Source organism: Nitratireductor aquimarinus, from assembly GCF_017255295.1.
Lineage (GTDB): Bacteria > Pseudomonadota > Alphaproteobacteria > Rhizobiales > Rhizobiaceae > Nitratireductor > Nitratireductor aquimarinus.
In genome coordinates this window covers 153,679-174,549 of the sequence record NZ_JAFKDE010000002.1, presented here as the reverse complement: position 1 = coordinate 174,549, position 20,871 = coordinate 153,679, and the positions used below count along the sequence as shown (strand labels likewise).

Here is a 20,871-nt window from a genome sequence, read left to right as displayed (position 1 = left end):
ATAGAGCGCGAAACAAGGGGGCATTGGCGGGATCGTGACGCAGGACAGGGCAGACAAGTCGGTTTCAACCGTCGCGCGAACGCCATCGCTGAGCGTGCAGGAGATCGAGTGCGTTGTCACCGTTCCCACCTTCAAGCGCCCCGATCAGATTCTCGACACGCTCCATTCGCTTGCCGCCCAGAAAACCGCGCGCCCCTTTGCCATCATCGTGATGGAAAACGAGGCCGAAGCACACGAAGGCGCAGACGCTGCCGCGCCGCTCTTTGCCGATGGCACGTTCAACGGCCTTGTCATCATCGCCCACCAGCGCGGCAATTGCTGCGCCTACAATGCCGGCTGGGAAACCGCGCTGGCTGAATTTCCGGCCTTTCGCTATCTCGCCGTCATTGACGATGACGAACTCGCCTCTCCGCACTGGCTTGAAAACCTCTGCGCGACGGCGGAGAAATTCGACGCCGATATCGTTGGCGGCCCGCAGGTGCCGGCCTTTGAAAAGCCTGCGCATGAGCGCTGGGCGACCCACCCGGTCTTCGCCCCGCCCTATGATGAAACAGGCCCCGTTGCAGCGCTCTACTCCTCCGGCAATCTTCTTGTGACGCGCCGCGTTCTGGAATCAATGCCGCGCCCCTTCCTCGATCTTCGGTTCAACTTCATGGGCGGCGGCGATTCCGATTTTCTCAGCCGTGCGCGCCAGAAAGGCTTTCGCCTTGCATGGTCGGCGGAAGCGGAAACGCAGGAGATCGTGCCGGCGCGCCGGGTTGAACGCGACTGGATCCGCGCCCGTGCGCTGCGCAACGGCGTCATCTCCACACTGGTGGAAAAGAAGAAACGGGCGGACGAAGGCTTCGGCCGGCTGCGCGTCTTCGCCAAGAGCCTCGCGCTTCTGGCCCTCTCCCCGCTGCGTGGAGCCGCCCGGCTTGCAAAGACCGGCTCCATCTCCACCGCCATGTATCCCGTCTATGTCGGTCTTGGCCGCGTCATGGCCGAATTCGGCTACGCGAACGAGCAGTATCGCGAGCCGGAAAAAAACTGACGGCCCTTGCCGCCAACAAAACGCTTCGCCGCTGTCGACTTCCCTTCGGTGATTGTGTAGCGGTCCCGCTCCCCTGACCGATCCACATCCCCCAAGGACATAAGCTATGCGAGCGCTGAGCGGCGGCATCGACTTCGGCACGTCGAATTCAACAGCCGGTTTCATGGAAAACGGCCAGCCACGGCTCATCGAGCTGGAGCGTGGCGAGGTCACCATGCCGAGCGCGGTGTTCTTCAATTTCGAGGACAACCGCACCTATTTCGGCCGTAGCGCCATCTCCTGCTACACGGAAAATGCCGAAGGCCGGCTTCTGCGCGCCCTGAAAAGCGTTCTCGGATCGTCGCTGATCCACGAGAAAACGCGCATCAAGGCGCATTCCATCGCCTTTTCCGACATTATCGGCTCGTTCCTGCATTTTCTGAAGGACAGCCTCGAAACCAATCTCGGCGGACCGGTCGACAACATCGTGCTCGGCCGACCGGTGCAGTTCGTTGATGACAATCCGGAAGCCGACCGCCGCGCGCAGGACGAGCTTGAAAAAGCGGCCCAGCGGCGTGGCTTCAAACACATCGAGTTTCAGTTCGAACCCATCGCCGCGGCACTCGATTACGAGCAGCAGGTCAGCGGCGAGGAACTGGCGCTGATCGTCGATATCGGCGGCGGCACGTCCGACTTTTCCGTCGTGCGCGTCTCCTCGGAACGCGCGAAGCAGGCCGACCGCAAGGACGACATTCTTGCCAGCCACGGCGTGCATATCGGCGGCACGGATTTCGACCGCCTCCTGAGCATCGCCCATCTGATGCCGGAACTCGGCTACCGCACGCTCACCAAGGACGGCAAGCGCCAGCTCCCCGCCGGATATTACATCGACCTTGCCACCTGGCAGCGCATCCACATGCTCTACACCAACAAGGCGATGACCGATCTCAGGCAGATCCGCTACGAAGCGGCCCAGCCCGAACTGGTGGAGCGCATGATCGACGTGGTTTCCAACCGGCAGGGCCATGCGGCCGTGGCCGAGGTGGAACGGGCGAAGATCGCGCTGACCGACCTGACGGAGAGCGCCATCGAGCTTCCGCTCACCGAGGAGAAGCTGCATCTGCCCGTTACGCGCGACGAGCTGAACGACGCCATTCGCGTCACCGTCGAGCGCGTTCAGAAGGCCGTGAGCGAAACCCTCGTCAATGCCGGTATCGGGCCTGAGCGGATCACCGCGCTGTTCCTCACCGGCGGTTCGTCTGCCATCCCGCTCCTGCGCGAAAGCGTTCTGGGCATGCTGCCGGCCGCTTCCGTGGTCGAGGGCGACATGTTCGGCTCCGTCGGACGCGGCCTGGCCCTGGACGCCGGGCGCAGGTTCGGCGCCTGAGCCCACTCGTTCGGACCGGGGCGCCAAAACGCCCCGGCCCACATCCTTCTGTTGCATTCGCCGTCCGCACGCGGCATTCCTCTCCCATCATCAAGGGAGAAGTTTCATGGGCAAATCGGTCATTCTCGTCGGCTGCGGAAACATGGGTTACGCCATGCTGAAAGGCTGGATCGCGGCAGGCAAGCTCGCCTCCGGCGACGCCACCGTGATCGAGCCGAATGCGGACCTGCGCGCCCGCGCCGCAGCACTCGGCGTGACGGTTACCGACAGCGTCGACACGCTGGAGCAAGGCGCAGACATGATCGTGTTCGCCGTCAAGCCGCAGGTCATTCGCGACATCGCCCCCGCCTATGCCCGCTTTGCCGACAAGGCCACCTTCGTCAGCGTTCTCGCCGGCACCGGAACGGCCACATTCGAGGAAATTCTCGGCCGTCATGCCGCGGTCATGCGCTGCATGCCCAACACGCCCGCCGCCATCGGCAAGGGCATGATGGTGCTGTTCTCCAACCGCAATGTGAGCGACGGGGCAAAAGCCTTCGCCGGGGAACTGCTTGCCACCAGCGGCGCGGTCACCACCATCGACAATGAAGAGCAGATGGACGCCGTCACCGCCGTTTCCGGCTCCGGCCCGGCCTATATCTTCCACTTCATCGAATGCCTGACAGCTGCCGGCGAGAAGGCCGGCCTGCCGAAGGAAACCGCAAAGCTTCTCGCCATGCAGACAGTCTATGGCGCGGCCTGCCTTGCCAAAGAAAGCGATGACGAGCCCGGCAAGCTGCGCGAGCAGGTGACAAGCCCGAACGGCACCACCGCCGCCGCGCTCTCCGTCTTCATGGATGAGAACCGCCTTCTCGATCTGGTAAGCGACGCCGTCGACGCCGCCAAAAAGCGCTCCATCGAACTGGGAAAGTAGAGGATCGGCGCAGGCCCCTCATCCGCCTGCCGGCACCTTCTCCCCGCGTGCGGGGAGAAGGAAGAAAACCGGAAAGGAAAGCGCCAGCTTCAAGGCCCCCAAGCAACCCGCAAGGCACCACCTCACCTTCTCACCTCAACCGAGGAGAAGGTGATATTGAAGGTGACACGCCTTCCGGTTACGACGCGTTTCCTTCTCCCCGCACGCGGGGAGAAGGTGCCGGCAGGCGGATGAGGGGCGAGCACCCCACGCCATCACCCTTCGCCGAACACCATCGCATCCTGCCGCGCCCTGAGCGCCACCAGCCGCGAAGCCGCGTCGGGCGCAACATTCGCATAGGTCAGAAGCGCGCCCTTCTTCACCGGGGCCGTCACCGTGCCGCCCTCAAGCAGCCCGCATGGCACGGCCTTCGCCGTGCGCGCCTCTTCCGCCGTCATGATCCACGAGCGGTAGGAATATTCGCCGATGGCGTCTAGCCGGTCGCCGGGCTTCAGATCCTTCTTCGCCACCGCACAGACTTCCGCAACCGGCCTGTCGAGCGGCACCATGTCCGCCTTGTTGTAGAGCACGGCGCGCGCGCAGGTGAGCGGCACTTCCAGCGAGGTCAGGTGATAGGGCCGGAAGAAGGTGTAATACGGCCCCTCCCCGAGCTTCAGATCGTTCATGCGCTCGCGCAGGCGCGGGTGGTCCATCTCCGCCACCACGAACACGCCCGGCGCAACACCCTTGCCCACCGTGAAGTCGACACAGCCCTTCTTCGAGAGCACGCCGCCATCGGCAATCGGGCAGAGAACGCTGGAAAGCTCCTCGCGGCTCGCCGCCGGGCCATGCATGCCCGGCCTGTCCGGCACGAGGCCCGTGGCATTGGCGATGGCCGCCATCTCCACCATCGTCTTGGAGCCGTCGACGAACTCGACCAGCATGCGCACATTCATGTTGCGCCGTTCCGCCTCCTCGGCGTAGTCGTCCGGCACCGCGTCGATGTTGAGCGGATTGTTCTTGCCCTTGCCGGCGGCAACGATGTCGTGCCCCATGGCCGAGACGAACTCGATCAGCTCCATGCAGGAAGACGGCTCGTCGCCCGCGCCCAGCGAATAGGTGACACCCAGCCGCGCCGCTTCGCGCTTCAGATAAGCGCCGATGGTCACATCCGCCTCGACATTCATCATGACGAGATGCTTGCCCGCCTCCATGGCCGAAAGCCCGATCTCCGCGCCCACCGCCGGCTTGCCCGTGGCGTCGATCACCACGTCCACCAGATCGTTTTCGGAAACCAGCCGGGAATCGCCCGAAAGCGCCGTCTTGCCGGCGCGGATCGCGTCGCTGATCGCGCCTGCCGTTTCAGCCTCCACCGCGCTCCCGGCAGCGCGTCCGGCAATCTCGATGGCCTTTGCCGCGCGTTCGGGCCGTGTGTCGGCAATGGCCGCCACCTCGATGCCCTTCATGCGCGCCACCTGCGTGACGATGTCCGTGCCCATCTCGCCGCAGCCGATCAGGCCGATGCGCACCGGCCGCCCCTCTTCCGCCCGCTGCTCAAGATCGCGCGCGAGACCCGTAAGCGCCACATTCGTCATCCGATGTCCTCCTCGTTTGACGACCGAGATAGAAGCGGCCCTGCGCGGTATGTCAACCGGTCTTCACCTGCACCGGAACCGGACTGTTTTTCTTGATATCTTTCAGAACGAGGTTGGTGCGCACATTGGCGATGCCCGGCAGGCGAAACAGGAAATCCTCCAGAAACCGGTTATAGGCCGCCAGGTCCCGGCACACGACGCGCAGATGATAATCCGCCTCTCCCGTCGTGGAGTAGCAGTCGAGCACTTCGGGCCGCCGCCGCGTCTCGGCGATGAACGTGTCCACATGCCGGTGGTCATGCCGCGTCAGCGACACATGCACGATGGCCTGAAAACCGAGCCCCGCCTTCTCCACGTCCAGCAGAGCCGCATATTGCGTGATCAGCCCCGCCTCCTCCAGCGCCTTCACCCGCCGCCAGCAGGCTGAAGCCGACATGCCGGCCCGCTCCGCCAGCTCCTGGTTCGAGAGCCGGCAATTGGCCTGAAGTGCGTCCAGAAGCCTCTTGTCCTGTTCACTCAGCTTTTCGGGCATAGGTCCAAATCCTGAAAAATTCTCCGATACATCCACCTATATCGGATAATCCTTCCAGAAACCAAATTCCAATCGCCAAATCTGGCACAAAATTCCACCTCCGCCGGTTTAAAATTCTTCCAGTCTGCACTGGAGGAATTGCATGACCGTCCAACCCAAGGCCGGCGAACTCGCGCGCTATCAGCTCGAGGACCGCTACACCCAGGAAAAGGGCCGCGTCTTCATGACCGGCACGCAGGCGCTCGTGCGCGCCGTGCTCGATCAGGCGCGCCGCGACCGCGCGAGCGGCCTCAACACGGCAGGTTTCATCTCCGGCTATCGCGGATCGCCGCTGGGCGCGCTCGACCTTGAGTTATGGAAGGCGAAAGACCGGCTCGACGCCGCCCGCATCGAATTCCTCCCCGCCGTCAACGAGGATCTCGCCGCCACCGCCGTGCTCGGCAGCCAGCAGGTGGAGACCAATCCGAAGCGCGAGGTCGAGGGCGTTTTCGGCCTCTGGTATGGCAAAGGCCCCGGCGTCGACCGCTCGGGCGATGCGCTGAAGCACGGCAACGCCTACGGCTCCTCGCCCCATGGCGGCGTGCTGGTGGTTGCCGGCGACGATCATGGCTGCGTCTCCTCCTCCATGCCGCACCAGTCGGACGTCGCCTTCATGTCGTGGTTCATGCCCACGCTCAATCCGGCCAGCGTGTCGGAATATCTGGCCTTCGCAGAATATGGCTACGCCCTGTCGCGCTTCTCGGGCATGTGGGTCGGCTTCAAGGCCATTTCGGAAACGGTGGAATCGGCAGCCTCCGTCGACATTCCCGCCCCCCGCGCGTTCGAGACACCCGATTTCACACCGCCTCCCGGCGGGCTCCACTATCGCTGGCCGGATCTGCCCGGCCCGCAGATCGAGGAGCGCATGGAGGCGAAGAAGCACGCCGTTCTGGCGTTTGCCGAAGCCAATCCCGTCGACCGCCACATCTATGACGTGAAGGATGCCCGTTTCGGCATCGTCACCACCGGCAAGGCCCATCTCGACCTGATGGAGGCGCTGCGCCTTCTGGGCATCGGCGAGGCCGCGTGCCGGAAGCTCGGCATCGACATCTACAAGGTCGGCATGGTGTGGCCGCTCGCCCGCCGCGCAGCACTCGACTTCGTGAAAGACAAGCAGGAAGTCCTCGTCATTGAGGAAAAGCGCGGCATCGTCGAAAGCCAGTTCAAGGAATATTTCTACGACTGGCCCGGCCACAAGCCGCACGCCATGGTGGGCAAGCGCGACGAGGATGGCGAACGCCTCGTGCCGTGGACCGGCGAGCTTTCGCCACGCCTGCTTCTGCCCGTCGTCGCCCGGCGGCTCGAAGGCATCTTCCCCGGCAGCGGCTTCATCGCCCGCGCTGAAAAGATCCTCGCCGCACCGGCCATCGCCCTGCAGGTGGAAGGCGCGACCCGCACTCCGTATTTCTGCTCCGGCTGCCCGCACAACACCTCGACCAAAGTGCCCGAGGGGTCCGAAGCGCTGGCCGGCATCGGCTGCCATTTCATGGCGAGCTGGATGGACCGCAACACCACCTCGCTGATCCAGATGGGCGGCGAGGGCGTGAACTGGGCAGCCTCCTCGCTCTTTACCGGCAAGAACCACGTCTTCCAGAATCTCGGCGAAGGCACCTGGTATCACTCCGGCTCCATGGCCGTGCGGCAGGCGATTGCCGCAAAGGCCAACATCACCTTCAAGATCCTCTACAACGACGCCGTCGCCATGACCGGCGGTCAGCCGGTGGACGGCCCCGTCAGCGTTCAGGCGATTGCCCACGCCTCGCGCGCCGAGGGTGTGGAGCGCATTGCGCTCGTCTCCGATCACCCGGACAAGTTCCAGCCTGGCGAACTGCCGGTCGCCACCACGATCCATCACCGCCGCGAGCTCGACGCCGTCCAGCGCGAGCTGCGCGAGGTGAAGGGCGTGTCCATTCTCATCTACGAACAGACCTGCGCCACCGAGAAGCGCCGCCGCCGCAAGCGCGGCCAGATGGAAGACCCGAAGAAATTCGTCGTCATCAACGACCTCGTCTGCGAGGGCTGCGGCGACTGCTCGGTGGAATCCAACTGCCTCTCCGTCGAACCGCTCGAAACCGAGTTCGGCACCAAGCGCAAGATCAACCAGTCGTCCTGCAACAAGGACTTCTCCTGCGTGAACGGCTTCTGCCCGAGCTTCGTCACCGTCGAGGGCGCAACCCGCAAAAAACGCTCCGGCATGGAGTTCGATCTGACGCGGCTTGCCGGCGATCTCCCCGATCCGGAGCCTGCAGCGCTCGACAGGCCCTTCGACCTGATGATCACCGGCGTCGGCGGCACCGGCGTCGTCACCGTTGGCGCGCTCATCACCATGGCCGCGCATCTGGAGGGCAAGGGCTCCAGCGTGCTCGACTTCACGGGCTTTGCCCAAAAGTTTGGGCCGGTGCTTTCCTATGTCCGGCTGGCGTCTGCACCCGACGCCATCCATCAGGTGCGCATCGACCGTGGTGCAGCGGATGCGCTGATCGGCTGTGACATCGTCGTGTCGTCCTCACCCAAGGCGTCGGCCAGCTACCGCCCCGGCATGCACGCCGTGGTGAACCTTGCCGAGATGCCCACCGGCGATATCGTGCGCAAGCGCGATGCGAGCCTTCACGTGGACCAGCGGCTCGCAGCCATCGAAGGCGTGACGGGCAAGGATGCGCTTGCCGCCATGGACGCCAACCGCCTCTCTGAAAAGCTCATGGGCGACACGGTGTTCGCCAATGTGATGATGCTCGGTTTCGCCTGGCAGAAGGGCCTCGTGCCCGTCTCGCTCAACGCGCTTACCCAGGCCATCGTGCTGAACGGCGTCGCCATTGAGAAGAACCACCGCGCCTTCCTCATCGGCCGTCTGGCGGCGGAAAAGCCCGACGCGCTGAAGGGCCTGCTCGACCCGAAGTCGCAGGCCGATGGAACGCTCGACGAGATCGTCACCCGCCGCGAGGCCTTCCTGACCGACTATCAGAACGCGGCCTATGCCGAGCGCTACCGCCATCTGGTGGATCGCGTTCGCGCCGCCGAAGCGCCGTTCGGCAGCGACGCCATCAGCCGGGCCGTTGCCCGCTCCCTGTTCAAGCTGATGGCCTACAAGGATGAATACGAGGTCGCCCGCCTGCACACGCAAACGGGCTTTTCCGCCCGCATCGCAGAAGAGTTCGAGGGCGACTATCGCATCGTCCATCACCTCGCCCCGCCGTTCCTTGCTTCCGGCACGGATGCGCGCGGACGTCCGCTCAAGCGCGAATTCGGCCCCTGGGTGCGCCTGCCGTTCCGCATGCTCGCCCGCATGAAGCGCCTGCGCGGCACCGCCTTCGACCCGTTCGGCCGCACCGCCGAGCGGCGCATGGAGCGCGAACTGATCGGCTGGTACGAGGCGCATGTCGAAAAAGCGCTTGCGCAGCTCGACACCGGCAATGCCGCAACGCTTGCCGAAACCCTGGCGCTGCCCATGCAGATACGCGGCTACGGCCCGGTGAAAGAAGAAGCCGCAAAGCGCATCCGCACCGAGATGGCTGCGCGTCTGTAGACACTGCCTGAAGACCGCACCTCTCTCTTGGGCTCTCCGCTCCTTCGGCAGGCGGAGGAGCCCCCTTTCCCACCCGCTCCTTCGTCATCCTCGGGCCTGACCCGAGGATCCATGCCGGAACGCCGAACACGAAGCCCAGCCTCTCAAAGCAAGCGCATCATTTCCCGCACCTGCGCAGTCGCCACCGCAACGGCATGGATCCTACGGTCAAGCCATAGGATGACGAGGGAGAGGGTCGGCGCGCTCTCATTCACGCTCCCCCCCTTATTCCTCTCCGCTCCCTGCGGCAAACCAGGCAGGGAGAAGACGGGCGCTTACCAATTCACGCTCCTTCATATCTCCCGCCCTCCCTTCAACAAACTCAGAAGGAAGAGCCCGCCACCCCACCCGCTCCTTCGTCATCCTCGGGCCTGACCCGAGGATCCATGCCGGAACGCCGGACATAAAGCCCAGCCTCTCAAAGCAAGCCCATCGCTTCCCGCGCCTGCGCCGTCGCCACCGCAACGGCATGGATCCTCGGGTCAAGCCACAGGATGACGAGGGAGAGGGTCGGCGCCTTGCATGCCAACCAGAGGGCGTGCAGCGCAAACGCGCATGATGCGCGCCATGCGCCCGGCATCCCAATCCCTTGCTCCCGCTTCCTGCGTATGCAAATAGCATTGGTCAAACAGCCAAGGAGGAACCCCATGACCGCCATCACCCGCCGCACGCTCGGTGCGCTCGCCCTCACCACCGCTCTCGCCGGCTTCGCGCTGCCCTCCGCCGCCGCCGACAAGATCAATGTCGGCATTCTGTCGCTCACCTCGCATTCGCCGAGCATCATCGCCGAAGCCAAGGGCTATTTCGACGCTCAGGATATCGATGTCGAGTTCGTGTCCTTCCAGGCTGCGCAGCCCATGGCCGTCGCCATTGCCTCGGGCGATGTCGATTTCGGCATGACGGCGATTTCCGGCGGTCTCATCAGCCTTGCAGACAAGGGCGTGATCAAGGTCATCGGCGGCGCGCTGCAGGAAACGCCCGAGATCGACGGCCAGAAGATCCTCGCCTCCAAGGCTGCGTTCGACGCCGGCGTTAAAACGCCTGCCGACCTCAAGGACCACAGCTTCGGCATCACCACCACCGGCTCGTCCTTCCACTACATGGCGCACAAGATCGCCGACAAGGAAGGCTTTGACCGTTCCGAAATCCACGTGAAGCCGCTGCAGAAGGTGCCGGCCATCATCGCGTCGCTCAAGAGCGGCCAGATCGACGCATGGTCCATCGTGCCGAACATTGCAGGCGCGCTCACCAAGGGGCCTGAAGTCGTCGAGATCGGCAAGATTTCCGACTATGTCGACGATTACCAGGTCACCACGGTCTTCACCTCCACCAAAAATGCGACCGAAAAGAAGGATCTCGTCGAGCGCTTCCTGGCCGGCCTCTCCGAGGGCATCAGCGACTACAACGCCGCCCTGGTCGACAAGACCATGAGCGAGGAAGACACCGCGGCAATCGTCGGGATGATCCACAAATACGTCTATTCCGACCAGCCGCTCGACAAGGCCGATCCGCGCATCCGCGCCGGCGCCATGCGCATCAACGAAGGTGCGGCGCTGAGCGTGGCAAGCGTCGAGGACCAGCTTGAGTGGTTCAAGTCGGAAGGCCTCGTGCCCGATGGCGTGACGATGGAAAAGCTGGTCGACACCAGCTTCGTGGAAACCCGCTAACAGCGAAGCCGCCCCGGCCTGCCGGGGCGGCGTTTTTGGACCGATGCAGCTTCTTCTTCAGAACATCACCCACCACTATGGCGGCACGACCGTCCTCGACGACATCTCGCTTACGGTGGATGACGGCGAAATCGTCTGCATTGTCGGCCCCTCGGGCTGCGGCAAGTCCACGCTTCTGCGCATTGCCGGCGGACTGGAAAAGCCCGATCAGGGTCAGGCGCTTCTTGCCGGACCTGAGCCGGATGGCTCGCTCAACCCCCTCACCTACATCTTTCAGGATTTCGCCCTGCTCCCCTGGCGCAGCGTGGAAGGCAATGTGAGCCTGGTTCTGGAAGATCACGGCATCGCGGCAGCCGAGCGCAGGGCGATCATCGCCGATGTGCTTGCCCGCACCAATCTTTCCGATTTCGCCAAGGCGCTCCCGCGCCAGCTCTCCGGCGGCATGAAGCAGCGCGTGGCCATTGCCCGCGCGCTCGCCGTCAAGCCGGCCATCATGCTGATGGACGAACCGCTCTCCGCACTCGACAGCCAGACCCGCGAACTCCTGATGGACGATCTGGTTACGCTGTGGACCCGCGAGCGGTTTTCCGCCTGCTACGTGACGCACAATCTCAACGAGGCCGTGCGCCTTGGCCGCCGCATCATCGTGCTTTCCCGCCGCCCCGGCCGCATCCGCGACGTGGTCGAGATCGACATGCCCCTTGCCGAGCGCGCCGACCGGCTGGCCGAGCTGGAAACCCTGCAGCGCCGCGTCTGGGAAATCATGCGCGAGGAAGCCCGCGAAGCCGACAGGGAGATTTCCGATGTCGCATGACGCCACGCACGAACAGCCCGCCACCGATGCGGCAACAGCCAATGAGAGCGGCCAGCGCCCGGTTCCCTTCCGTGGCGGGGGCTTCGTTCATCGTTCGCTCGGTCCCGTCGCCCCGCTTGTTTTCCTCGCCATTCTGGCGGTCTGGGAGCTGGGCTCGCGTTCGGGCTTCATCAGCCCCATTGCGCTGCCAGCCCCGTCAGAGGCGTTTGGCGCGCTTGTCGATCTTTTCCAGACCGGCATGCTCTGGAAGCATCTCGGCGCGAGCCTCTACCGTCTTGTCGTCGGCTGGACGCTGGGCAGTCTGCTGGGCATCGCCGTCGGCCTGTTCATCGGCCTGTTCTCGCTTGCCCGCGCCGGGCTTCTGCCGCTCGTCTCGGCCCTGTTCCCGGTGCCGAAGATCGCGCTCCTGCCGCTCTTCATCATCTGGTTCGGCATCGGCGAAGGCTCCAAGGTGGCCACGATCCTGTTCGGCACCTTCTTCCCGACCGTGATCGCCACCTATGGCGGCGTCGACAATGTGGACCGCAATCTGATTCGCATGGGCCAGTCCTTCGGCATGTCGTGGCTCTCCATCGTGCGCAAGATCATCCTGCCAGGCGCAATGCCGGCCATCCTGTCCGGCTTCCGCATCTCCGCCTCCATCGCCATCGTGCTTCTGGTCGCCGCCGAGATGATCGGCGCGGAATTCGGCGTCGGGGCCTATATCCTCATGGCAGGCGCGCTTTTCGCGCTGGATCAGCTCATTGCGGGCGTGGCGCTCCTGTCGCTCATCGGCCTCATCATTGCGTGGCTGATCGGCAAGCTGGAGAAGCGTCTGCTTTCGTGGAGAACCTGAGCCTTTTTGCCGCTTGTGAAAAAACTCTTCGCAAATCGACAGAAGGGCGCTTGCCAGCAAAAAATCTCGTGCTATAAACCACGCGCTTCCGGCGGAAACCAACACCGCCTCGCCTTGTAGAAATCTCTGCACCGGCACCGTGAAGCAGGGTTTGCCCAGATAGCTCAGTTGGTAGAGCAGCGGATTGAAAATCCGCGTGTCCGTGGTTCGAATCCGCGTCTGGGCACCACTCCCCTTCAGCGTCTCCAATCATCGCAAAGCAACGCACACTTCTCGCAAAGAAGCCGACCGTCAGCTCTGAAACACCTCAGTCTTCTGATGAATTCGGAATGAGGCTGAGCTTTCCATGCATGACATGCCGTTCGGCGATCACATGCTCTGCAAGCCGCTTAACATCGTCCGGCAGCCCCTTGAGGATGCTGATTTCAAGGCATCGGTCATGGTCGAGATGCACATGCATGCTCGCGACCGAGAGTTCGTGGGCATGATGAAACGCGTTGGTCAGCCGCTTCGCCAGATCCCGCGCCTCATGGTCATAGACATAGCTCAGAACGCCGATGCAGCTTTTCTGCGACCCAGTTTTCAAAAGGGTCTGCTGCATGCCCTGCCGTGTCAGGTCGCGAATCGCCTCCGAGCGATTCTGATAACCGCGCTCACGCACGACCTGATCGAGCTCATCCATCAGGTCGTCATCCAGCGTAACGGTTATGCGTCGCATTGCTCGCCCTCATTCACGGTAAAGCCGCCATGCCGGAAAAGGCTGACGGGCGGAAGAAAATCACAGGTCGAGAATGCGGCCTGCGATGCGGCGAAGCAAGGGCCTGTCATGGCTGATAACAAGCATCCCAAGCCCGTTTTTCTGCGCATGCGCTAGCAGGGCCATCCAGATCTGCGCCTGCGTGAGGGGATCGAGCGGTGCGGATATCTCATCGGCAACGAGATAGCGCGTGCCAGGCGCAAGCGCGCGCAGCACGGCGACCCGCTGCAGCTCCCCGCCGGAGATTTCATGCGGATAGCGGTCATACCACGCCTCTGAGACGCCGAAGGCGCGCAGCATGGCTTCGTCAGGACGCCAGGCCTCGCTGATGACCCTGCCGACGGTCCAGCGAGGATCAACCGAGAAGGCCGGCGACTGAGAAAGATACTGAACCGGATTGAACCCGCGCGCATGCGGCTCACCGTCGATGATGACCCGCCCGGACAACGGCCGGTAGTGACCTGAAAGAATGCGCCCCAGTGTCGATTTTCCGACCCCGGACCTGCCCGTGAGGCCGACCACCTCGCCGGGGCGAACCGCAAGGCTCACATGATCGAGCACGCGCCCTGCCACGCCGTAGGAGAAACAGACATCCCTTGCTTCAAGCATGGTGCGCCACCTGAAAGCCGTTCTGTGGCAGGGCCTGCCACAGGGCGCGGGCGTATGCGCTGCGCAAGCCCTCTCCCGCGCCATCAAACGCGCAGGCCGCTTCCTCGCCCTCCATCCTTCCATTGCGGATGAGACATACCCGGTCGGCATAGGGCAACGCGGCAGCCAGCGAATGCGTTATCAGAAGCACGCCCTTCTCCTGATCCGCCAGCCCCCGCAGTTTCGACAGCACGATTTCGGCGTTCTCGTCATCCAGCCCGCTGGTCGGCTCATCGGCGATGAGCAGATCCGCGTCGCCAACCGTCGCGATGGCCATCATCATGCGGCGCGCCATGCCGCCGGAAAGCTGGTGAGGGAAGGCTTTTGCCGCATCTCCATCCAGCCCGAAAGCCTCAAGATGGCGCGCAAGCGTCTCCCTGTCGGTGGGCCGCCCCGCCCGCCGCGCCGCCCAGCGCAACTGCTTCGCGCATCGCGCCAGCGGCTCCAGATGGCTGATGGACTGCGGCACGAGCGCCATGCGCCGGCCACGCAATGCGGGGAGAGTGCGCTCGTCCACCGGCTGGCCGTCCAGACAAATGCTCCCATGCATGCGGGCATTGGGCGGAAGAATGCCGAAGGCCGCATGTGCGATCAGGCTTTTGCCGCTGCCGGACGCACCGACAAGCGCCACCACCTCCCCGCGCCCGATGGTGAAGGCAATGTCGTTGAGAACCGGTGTCTCGCAGGAGGCGAGAAGCCCATGATAGCGCCGAAACGACAGGCCGAAGCCGCTGAAGGAAAGAAGCGTCATGTCTGCGCCGTTCTCGGGTCGAAGATCAGCCGCAACCCGTTGCCCACCGCATCGAAGCACAGAACGAACAGGAGCAGGCACAACCCCGGAAACAGGCCAAGCCACCATTTTCCGGCAGTCAGATAGCGCATGGAATCGGCCAGCATCACGCCGATGGCCGGCGAGGTCGGCTCAAGGCCGAAGCCGAGAAAGGTCAGGCTTGCCTCATGCAGGATCGCATGGGGAACCATCAGGACGAACCCCACCAGCATCTGCGGCACCAGCTGCGGCAGAACATGGCCCACTGCGATGGCCGCCCACGACTTTCCGAAATGGCGGGCCGAAATGATGTAGTCCGCCTGCTTTATCTGCATGACCTCCGCACGCAGGATGCGCGCCAGACGCGGCCAGTGCGTCAGCGCCAGGGCGAGCGTCACCGCGAAAGGCCCGCCGCCCAGCGCAAAGCAGATCAGGATCAGCAGCACCAGATGCGGAAGACCGATCGTGGCGTCGATTGCAAGCGACACCAGCGCATCCATCCAGCGGCCGGACGCGGCTGAAACCAGAACCATCACGACTGCGATGAGGACGGAACAGGCCGATGCGAACAGGCCGACCCAGAGGCTGGTCGTCAGCGCCTTGGCGGTGCGCGCAAACATGTCGCGCCCCATCTGGTCCGTACCGAACCAGTGGGCCCAGTCCGGCGGGACAAGGCGTGCCGTGAAGTCCGGCGCGACGCCCGCACTTCCAGCCATGAGCGCTGCCACCGGGATCAACAGGATCAAAAACAGGCACACCGCGGCGGCGGCGAATGAGCGAACACGGTTGTCCATGCGCGGAAGAATCAGCGGTTCAAGGGTCTGCCGCTCACCGAGCTCAGCCATGATCGCCTCCCGTCAAAAGGTCGCCATCGCGAATGCGCGGGTCGACGAGGCGGTACAGCATGTCCGCAATCATGTTGCCCACGGAAACGAACAGCGTCAGGCAAAGCGTGATCGCCAGAAGCAGCGGCACGTCTCCCTTGATGCCGGCGGCAACCGTCGCCTGCCCGAGCCCCGGATAGGAGAACACCTGCTCCGCCAGAATGGAGCCGCCAAACAACTCTCCCAGAGAGGCAAACAGAATGGTCACGGCGGGAAGCGCGGCATTGCGCAGCCCGTGCCTCAGAACGATGTCCAGCTTCGTTGCCCCCTGCGCGCGGGCATAGAGCGCGGCATCGAGGTTGAGGATCTCGATCATCTTGGCGCGCGTGTGCAACGCCACCTGCGAAACGCCGAAAACGGTCAGCGCCGCCAGCGGCAGGGCGAGGTGACGCAGCCGGTCTGAGAAGGTGACGTCCTCCGGCACGACACCGATTGGTCCCGCGCAACACACCGGCGCCCATCCAAGAAAGACAGCAAAGGCGAGTAGCAGAAGGATCGCGATCCAGAAGGTCGGCGCGCAGGAAAGAACATAGGCATAGACGCGGATCACCCGGTCGATCCACGACCCGGAATTCGCGCCGGCCACGACACCCAGCGCAAACCCCAGAATGCCGGACAGAAGCCACGCCAGCCCGACGAGCGGAAGCGAGGTCCAGAAGCGGCTGGCGATCACCTCCGAAACCGGGGCGTTGTAGATCATCGAATAGCCGAGATCGCCCTGGAGAATGTTCTGCGCCCATCGAACGAACTGCGTCAGCGGGGCCTCGTTCAGGCCCCACCGCTCCGCAATCAGCGCCTTCTGTTCCGGCCCGACCCGCGCAATGTCATCGCCGAGATAGGCGTTGACCGGGTCGATGGGAGAGATTTTCGCCAGCGAAAACGCCACTGCCGCGACCAGCAGCAGGACGACGGCAAGCCGCCCCAGCCTGTAGGCCAGCCCGACAGCGAGAGATTGCGCTAACGGCCTAGTCACACGTCCAGGCCCACTGATCGATCATGGTTGTGATCGGCCAGCCATGCCCGTGTGGCTCAATCTGCGTCTTGCCGATATCGAGGCACTCATTCGTGAAATAGATGTGGTCCAGATTGACGAGCCACGCCCAGCCGGCAAGGCCGCGCGCCGAAAACCCGGTCTCGCCATCCCACTCAGCGGCCTGCCAGTGGGGATAGGAGGCCTCCAGCGTCGCTGCCTGCTGGGCATCGGCCAGATGCGCATCCACGACCGCGTCGGAAAAATAGCCCGGATTGTAGAAACCCACGCCGCCCCAGTCGGAATTGTAGAGGCTGTAGACTTCCAGCGGGCTGTGGCTGCCCCATCCCAGCATCACCGGTTCCTGATGGGCGAACCGTTCGATCTGCTCCCAGGACGCGCCGGTGGGCTGCGCGTTGATTCCGAGCGCCTTGAGCTGCTCGGCCACCACAACGGTCAGCGCCTGACGCACCGCATCGGACGCGGGGTAATAGATCTTGAAACCCGCCTTCACGCCATCCTTCGCGCGAAAGCCGTCATCGCCCACCAGCCAGCCGGCCGCATCCAGCATCGCCCGCGCTTCGTCGGGAGCGTATGTCACGGCGGCATCGGCATTTGACCACGGCATGCCATCGGCCGGTCCGGCTGCGGGCCTGCCGAAACCATTCAGCACCACCTCGACAAGCTGCTCACGATCCACACCGAGATTGATCGCCCGGCGAATGGCGGGATCGGAAGTCACCGCATTGCCCACGGCCTCTCCCTGTGCATTCACCTCACCCGGCTCCTGCATCGGGAAGGTCAGTCCGCGATTGTCAACGGACATCACCTGGAGGCGCTTGAAGCCGTCGATCATGTCATCGGCCATAAGGGCGGGAACAGACACCATGTCCACCTGACCGGCGCGCGCTGCGGCAAGCCCTGCATCCTCTCCGGTGAAGACGAATGTAAGCCGCTCGAACTGTGATTTCGGGCCGTAATAATCGGGATTGGCTTCAACGATGAGCTGCTCGCCCTCAGTCCACGAAACCAGCCTGTAGGGACCGGACCCGACCGGGTTGCGGGCATAGCCCTGCCCGTAACTGTCTGACGGGACGATGCCCAGCGAATAGAAGTTTTCCGAGAACGTCACCCAGGGGCGCTTCAGTTCGATCCTGACGGTCAGATCGTCAACCGCCTCGGCCTTTTCCATCACCGTCAGGTCAAGTGCGCCGCCAGCCGAAGCAGCCTCATTGAACGTGAACGCGACGTCTTCCGCCGTGAGCGGCGTGCCATCGGAAAAGACCACGCCCGGACGCAGGGTCACGGTCCAGACCAGCCGGTCGTCGGACAGTTTCCATTCGGTCGCTAGATCAGGGACCGTGTTCAGATCCGCATCGCGGCGCAAGAGGGTCGACTGGAACAGCGGATGGCCATAACGGCCCCAGCCAAGAAGCGGGTCGTAGCCCGTGTCCGGCTCGCCGCCGATTGCCAGAACAAGATCATTCTTGGCGAATGCCGGAGCGCCGGCAATCAGGGAGCTTGTTGAAAAGAATAAAAGACCGGCCCAGCCCGCGAAACTGCGATTCATCTACAAATGCCCCTCAAATCAATTTCATGCCGGTCTGCAAGCTACCAACAGAAAGTATGACGTCAATAGAAAAACATCATACTTTCTGAATTCGTTTCACGGCGCGTTTCGATCAGATTTTCATCCATTCCGAGAATTCAGAAAAACGGCTCAAAACGCGCGTAAAAATCAGAAAATCGGCAGAGAAATCGGGAATTTTTCTGACTTTTCCGGAATTTCCAATGCAGGTTCATTTCTCTAGAAATCAATTAACCATCACGCCAGACCGGTGCTGTCTTCCCCCTTCTTTCTCGGGTCGATGCCGGCCTGCATGAGTGTCTTTTCAAGAAGCAGATCATAGATCGGCCGCCCGCCAATCCACTGCGCCACCATATTGGCCGTCACGCAGGTGGCGATCAGCGGCATCACCATCGTGTAAGAGCCGGTCAGTTCCAGCGTCAGCGCCACGCCGACGACAGGCGCCCGCACGGAGGCGGAGAACAGCCCGCCCATGGCGGCGATGCCGAAGGCCAGCGGAACCATCGCGTCATGCGGCACGGCGAATGTCATGACCTCACCAAAGGCGAGACCGACACACATGGAAAGCGCCAGCATTGGAGCGAAGATGCCGCCCGGCGTTCCCGCCGAATAGCTAGTCACCATGGTCACGAAACGCAGCACCGCCAGCATCAGCAGGATTTTCAGACCTGCACCGTCTGCCGCCAGCGACTTGATGACACTGTCGCCGCCGGTCACGGCCATCGGCATCACGATGAACAGCGCGCCAATGGCCAGCCCCACGATTGCGGGAAAGAGATAGGATGCGCGGGCATTGACGCGCGCGGCAAACGTGCTGGTCCATAACAGGCCCGCATTGAGCGTGACGCCCAGGACGCCGAGCAGACAGCCGAGCAAAACGAAGGCAGGCAGCATCCAGACCGCCGGGCTATCGACCAGCATGGACAGGTCCGGCGCGGTGCCGCCGATGATCTGCGTCATGACGGTGGCCAGGAAGGCCGCGACGATCACGCCCATATAGGTGCGGAACGTGTAGGGAAACTGCCGGCGCGTCTCTTCCACGATGAAGAGAACAGCCGCGAGAGGCGCGTCGAACGCGCATGCAAGACCTGCCGCGGCACCTGCGCCCAGCATGCCCCGCCGTTCGATCTCGCTGACCTTGAAGAAATCCGTTATGGCCGCCGAGAACGATGCGCCGATATGGATCGTCGGACCCTCGCGGCCAAGCACCAGTCCAGAGCCGACCGCAGCAATGCCGGCGAAGAACTTGACCGGCAGAACCCGACGCCAGCGCACGACCCGCAGGCCCTGCATCGCCCCCTCGATTTCCTGCACGCCACTGCCGCCCGCCTCGGGCGCATAGCGGCGCACGACATAAACCGCCAGCAGCGTGATGCACATGGTGATGAGCGCAGCCGCGACCACGAGCGACGCGCCGTCCACATATGCCGAAAGCAGATGAGGCCAGGTCTGCAGCCTGTCGATCATCAGGTGAAACACGGAGCCAACCGCGCCTGTCAGGATGCCTGTCAGGCTTGCCAGAGCGATGTAGCGCATCTGCGCGCCCCGGTGTCCCGGCCGGTCCAGTGTTGCGATTGGGTTATCCATGGCTGCGACTTTGACTCATGTGACTTTTGGCGGCGTTGTTCATCGACGGTTGGAGATGCTGTGTCGTTCCACTCATGTCAGGATTGCGATCCAGATGAGTGCAAGGGCGATACACAGGATCGAGACCGGAATGCCCGCCCGGCAGAATTCCCGCATGCTGATCTTGATGCCAGCAGCGGCTGCGCGCTCGACGACGATAATACCGGCGAGGCTTCCAAACACGATCAGGTTGCTCGAAAAGCCGGTGCCAAGCGCCAGCGCCGCGCCGAGGGCGTCCGATTCTCCCGAATGCGGAATGAACGGCACCAGAAGCATGACAGCCGGATTGTTGCCGACCACATTGCTCAGGCCCGTTATGACCAGAAAGAGGGTCGCCGGATCGGAGAAGTCGATGCCGGCTGCCTGCAATTCGTGAATGACCTTTTCCGGCAGCCCCGTCGCCGTCAAAGCGGCGTTCACGACGAACAGCCCCGTCAGAAGCAGCATCAGATTGCCGTCCACGGTTCCCAGAACATCCTTCGACGCGACACGACGATTGACGAGCATGACCGCTGCCGCCGACATCGCCACCATTTCGCGCGGCCAGTCGGTGAAGACGAAAGCCGCGATGATGGCGACGGTGATCACCGCTGCCTTCAGCGTTTCGAGGCGGTCGAGCGGCGGGTTCTCGACGGGGGCTGCGGTAGGGGTAGCGGGGCCGGCGGACACCGTGTCCAGCGTCCAGCGATTGCGGTAAAGCCACGAGACGGTCGCCCACACAACCGGCAGGGAGATGAGCGCAGGCACGAGCGCGATCTTCATGAAGCCCGTGAAGGAAAGGTTCAGCGTCTGAGCCGCGATCATGTTCTGCGGGCTGCCAAGAATCGTGGCGACGGACCCGGTGTTGACGGCAAAGCAAAAGCCCAGAAGAAACGGGATCGGATTGAGCCCGCGCGACAGCGTGATCGCGACCAGAAGCGGCGTCATGGCCACCACGACCACATCCTTGGTGAGAACCGAGGAAAGCGCGCCGCCCGTGACGATCAGAATGGCCAGCAGGGCTGGCGGCGACACCTGCAGCGAAGCGACCTTTGCCGCCACCCAGGGGTAGAAGCCCGAAACCGTATAGGCCCCCGACACGATCATGAGACCGAACAGAAGCCCCAGCGTCTGGTAGTCGATGGCCGCCCATGCGGCCTCCGGCGAAATCCGTCCGAAACCGATCATGGCGAGCGCGCCAATCACCGCCGCACCTGTGCGATCGACGCGAAAGCCCGGAAGATAGCCGAGCATGAGCGCCAGATAGACCAGCAGGAAGATGATGACGGTGATATCCACGATTTCCCCCTGTGGC

At 63.4% G+C, this 20,871-nt stretch carries 17 protein-coding genes and 1 tRNA gene; 8 read left to right on the top strand and 10 right to left on the bottom strand.

All coding sequences use genetic code 11. The annotated features are described in order from the left end of the window. Window positions 1-34 precede the first annotated feature (34 nt). The 3 genes from JYP46_RS00985 (at window position 35) to proC (ending at window position 3,312) form a co-directional block, all read left to right on the top strand. Window positions 35-1,033 carry a glycosyltransferase family 2 protein gene (locus JYP46_RS00985; protein WP_206546976.1) on the top strand — a complete coding sequence of 333 codons (999 nt, stop codon included), beginning with the start codon at window positions 35-37 and terminating at the stop codon, window positions 1,031-1,033. A 106-nt stretch (window positions 1,034-1,139) separates the two neighbouring features. Beyond that, the gene (locus tag JYP46_RS00980; protein ID WP_206546975.1) at window positions 1,140-2,399 is read left to right on the top strand and encodes an Hsp70 family protein; all 1,260 of its coding nucleotides are present in this window, start codon (window positions 1,140-1,142) and stop codon (window positions 2,397-2,399) included. Window positions 2,400-2,505: 106 nt separating this feature from the next. Further along, window positions 2,506-3,312 (top strand): pyrroline-5-carboxylate reductase, encoded by an 807-nt coding sequence (proC, locus tag JYP46_RS00975; RefSeq protein ID WP_113154208.1) that lies wholly within the window; start codon window positions 2,506-2,508, stop codon window positions 3,310-3,312. Between the two features lie 254 nt (window positions 3,313-3,566). On the opposite strand, the gene JYP46_RS00970 is transcribed toward proC, so the two are convergent. Continuing rightward, window positions 3,567-4,886, bottom strand: coding sequence for an NAD(P)H-dependent oxidoreductase (locus tag JYP46_RS00970; RefSeq protein WP_206546974.1), 1,320 nt, complete (start codon window positions 4,884-4,886; stop codon window positions 3,567-3,569). 52 nt (window positions 4,887-4,938) lie between these two features. Continuing rightward, window positions 4,939-5,418 carry an Lrp/AsnC family transcriptional regulator gene (locus JYP46_RS00965; protein ID WP_206546973.1) on the bottom strand — a complete coding sequence of 160 codons (480 nt, stop codon included), beginning with the start codon at window positions 5,416-5,418 and terminating at the stop codon, window positions 4,939-4,941. A 142-nt stretch (window positions 5,419-5,560) separates the two neighbouring features. Here JYP46_RS00965 and JYP46_RS00960 point away from each other — a divergent pair, with 142 nt between their 5' ends. From JYP46_RS00960 to JYP46_RS00940, 5 genes are all read left to right on the top strand, one after another. Next, entirely contained in the window at window positions 5,561-8,980 is a 3,420-nt protein-coding gene (locus tag JYP46_RS00960) for an indolepyruvate ferredoxin oxidoreductase family protein (RefSeq protein ID WP_206546972.1), read from the top strand. Between the two features lie 686 nt (window positions 8,981-9,666). Beyond that, on the top strand, window positions 9,667-10,686 hold the full coding sequence (locus JYP46_RS00955) for an ABC transporter substrate-binding protein (RefSeq protein ID WP_113154203.1): 1,020 nt from the start codon (window positions 9,667-9,669) through the stop codon (window positions 10,684-10,686). Window positions 10,687-10,729: 43 nt separating this feature from the next. After that, window positions 10,730-11,500 (top strand): ABC transporter ATP-binding protein, encoded by a 771-nt coding sequence (locus JYP46_RS00950; RefSeq protein ID WP_113154202.1) that lies wholly within the window; start codon window positions 10,730-10,732, stop codon window positions 11,498-11,500. Continuing rightward, complete coding sequence (locus JYP46_RS00945) at window positions 11,490-12,335, top strand: ABC transporter permease (RefSeq protein WP_206546971.1); 846 nt, start codon at window positions 11,490-11,492, stop codon at window positions 12,333-12,335. The genes JYP46_RS00950 and JYP46_RS00945 overlap by 11 nt, the downstream gene beginning before the upstream one ends. Window positions 12,336-12,488: 153 nt before the next feature. Then, window positions 12,489-12,564: transfer RNA gene (locus JYP46_RS00940), tRNA-Phe, on the top strand. A 78-nt stretch (window positions 12,565-12,642) separates the two neighbouring features. On the opposite strand, the gene nikR is transcribed toward JYP46_RS00940, so the two are convergent. The 8 genes from nikR to JYP46_RS00900 form a co-directional block, all read right to left on the bottom strand. Beyond that, on the bottom strand, window positions 12,643-13,053 hold the full coding sequence (gene nikR / locus JYP46_RS00935) for a nickel-responsive transcriptional regulator NikR (protein ID WP_113154182.1): 411 nt from the start codon (window positions 13,051-13,053) through the stop codon (window positions 12,643-12,645). 60 nt (window positions 13,054-13,113) lie between these two features. After that, window positions 13,114-13,701, bottom strand: coding sequence for an ABC transporter ATP-binding protein (locus JYP46_RS00930; protein WP_206544617.1), 588 nt, complete (start codon window positions 13,699-13,701; stop codon window positions 13,114-13,116). Then, complete coding sequence (locus JYP46_RS00925) at window positions 13,694-14,491, bottom strand: ATP-binding cassette domain-containing protein (protein ID WP_206546970.1); 798 nt, start codon at window positions 14,489-14,491, stop codon at window positions 13,694-13,696. The genes JYP46_RS00930 and JYP46_RS00925 overlap by 8 nt, the downstream gene beginning before the upstream one ends. Then, window positions 14,488-15,354, bottom strand: a complete 867-nt coding sequence (locus JYP46_RS00920; RefSeq protein ID WP_206546969.1) for an ABC transporter permease — start codon at window positions 15,352-15,354, stop codon at window positions 14,488-14,490. Before JYP46_RS00920 ends, JYP46_RS00925 begins: the two co-directional genes overlap by 4 nt. Beyond that, complete coding sequence (locus JYP46_RS00915; protein WP_222473798.1) at window positions 15,347-16,366, bottom strand: ABC transporter permease; 1,020 nt, start codon at window positions 16,364-16,366, stop codon at window positions 15,347-15,349. Before JYP46_RS00915 ends, JYP46_RS00920 begins: the two co-directional genes overlap by 8 nt. Further along, window positions 16,359-17,933 carry an ABC transporter substrate-binding protein gene (locus tag JYP46_RS00910; protein ID WP_206546968.1) on the bottom strand — a complete coding sequence of 525 codons (1,575 nt, stop codon included), beginning with the start codon at window positions 17,931-17,933 and terminating at the stop codon, window positions 16,359-16,361. The genes JYP46_RS00915 and JYP46_RS00910 overlap by 8 nt, the downstream gene beginning before the upstream one ends. 255 nt (window positions 17,934-18,188) lie before the next feature. After that, entirely contained in the window at window positions 18,189-19,538 is a 1,350-nt protein-coding gene (gene clcA, locus JYP46_RS00905) for a H(+)/Cl(-) exchange transporter ClcA (protein WP_113154177.1), read from the bottom strand. Between the two features lie 72 nt (window positions 19,539-19,610). Beyond that, complete coding sequence (locus JYP46_RS00900) at window positions 19,611-20,855, bottom strand: ArsB/NhaD family transporter (RefSeq protein ID WP_206544613.1); 1,245 nt, start codon at window positions 20,853-20,855, stop codon at window positions 19,611-19,613. Window positions 20,856-20,871: the final 16 nt, after the last annotated feature.

Bases quoted from the DNA above. Each gene is read 5' to 3' on its own strand.
- JYP46_RS00980 (WP_206546975.1), top strand. From the start codon at position 1,140: ATGCGAGCGCTGAGCGGCGGCATCGACTTCGGCACGTCGAATTCAACA.
- proC (WP_113154208.1), top strand. From the start codon at position 2,506: ATGGGCAAATCGGTCATTCTCGTCGGCTGCGGAAACATGGGTTACGCC.
- JYP46_RS00970 (WP_206546974.1), bottom strand. From the start codon at position 4,886: ATGACGAATGTGGCGCTTACGGGTCTCGCGCGCGATCTTGAGCAGCGG.
- JYP46_RS00965 (WP_206546973.1), bottom strand. From the start codon at position 5,418: ATGCCCGAAAAGCTGAGTGAACAGGACAAGAGGCTTCTGGACGCACTT.
- JYP46_RS00960 (WP_206546972.1), top strand. From the start codon at position 5,561: ATGACCGTCCAACCCAAGGCCGGCGAACTCGCGCGCTATCAGCTCGAG.
- JYP46_RS00955 (WP_113154203.1), top strand. From the start codon at position 9,667: ATGACCGCCATCACCCGCCGCACGCTCGGTGCGCTCGCCCTCACCACC.
- JYP46_RS00950 (WP_113154202.1), top strand. From the start codon at position 10,730: ATGCAGCTTCTTCTTCAGAACATCACCCACCACTATGGCGGCACGACC.
- JYP46_RS00945 (WP_206546971.1), top strand. From the start codon at position 11,490: ATGTCGCATGACGCCACGCACGAACAGCCCGCCACCGATGCGGCAACA.
- nikR (WP_113154182.1), bottom strand. From the start codon at position 13,053: ATGCGACGCATAACCGTTACGCTGGATGACGACCTGATGGATGAGCTC.
- JYP46_RS00930 (WP_206544617.1), bottom strand. From the start codon at position 13,701: ATGCTTGAAGCAAGGGATGTCTGTTTCTCCTACGGCGTGGCAGGGCGC.
- JYP46_RS00925 (WP_206546970.1), bottom strand. From the start codon at position 14,491: ATGACGCTTCTTTCCTTCAGCGGCTTCGGCCTGTCGTTTCGGCGCTAT.
- JYP46_RS00920 (WP_206546969.1), bottom strand. From the start codon at position 15,354: ATGGCTGAGCTCGGTGAGCGGCAGACCCTTGAACCGCTGATTCTTCCG.
- JYP46_RS00910 (WP_206546968.1), bottom strand. From the start codon at position 17,933: ATGAATCGCAGTTTCGCGGGCTGGGCCGGTCTTTTATTCTTTTCAACA.
- clcA (WP_113154177.1), bottom strand. From the start codon at position 19,538: ATGGATAACCCAATCGCAACACTGGACCGGCCGGGACACCGGGGCGCG.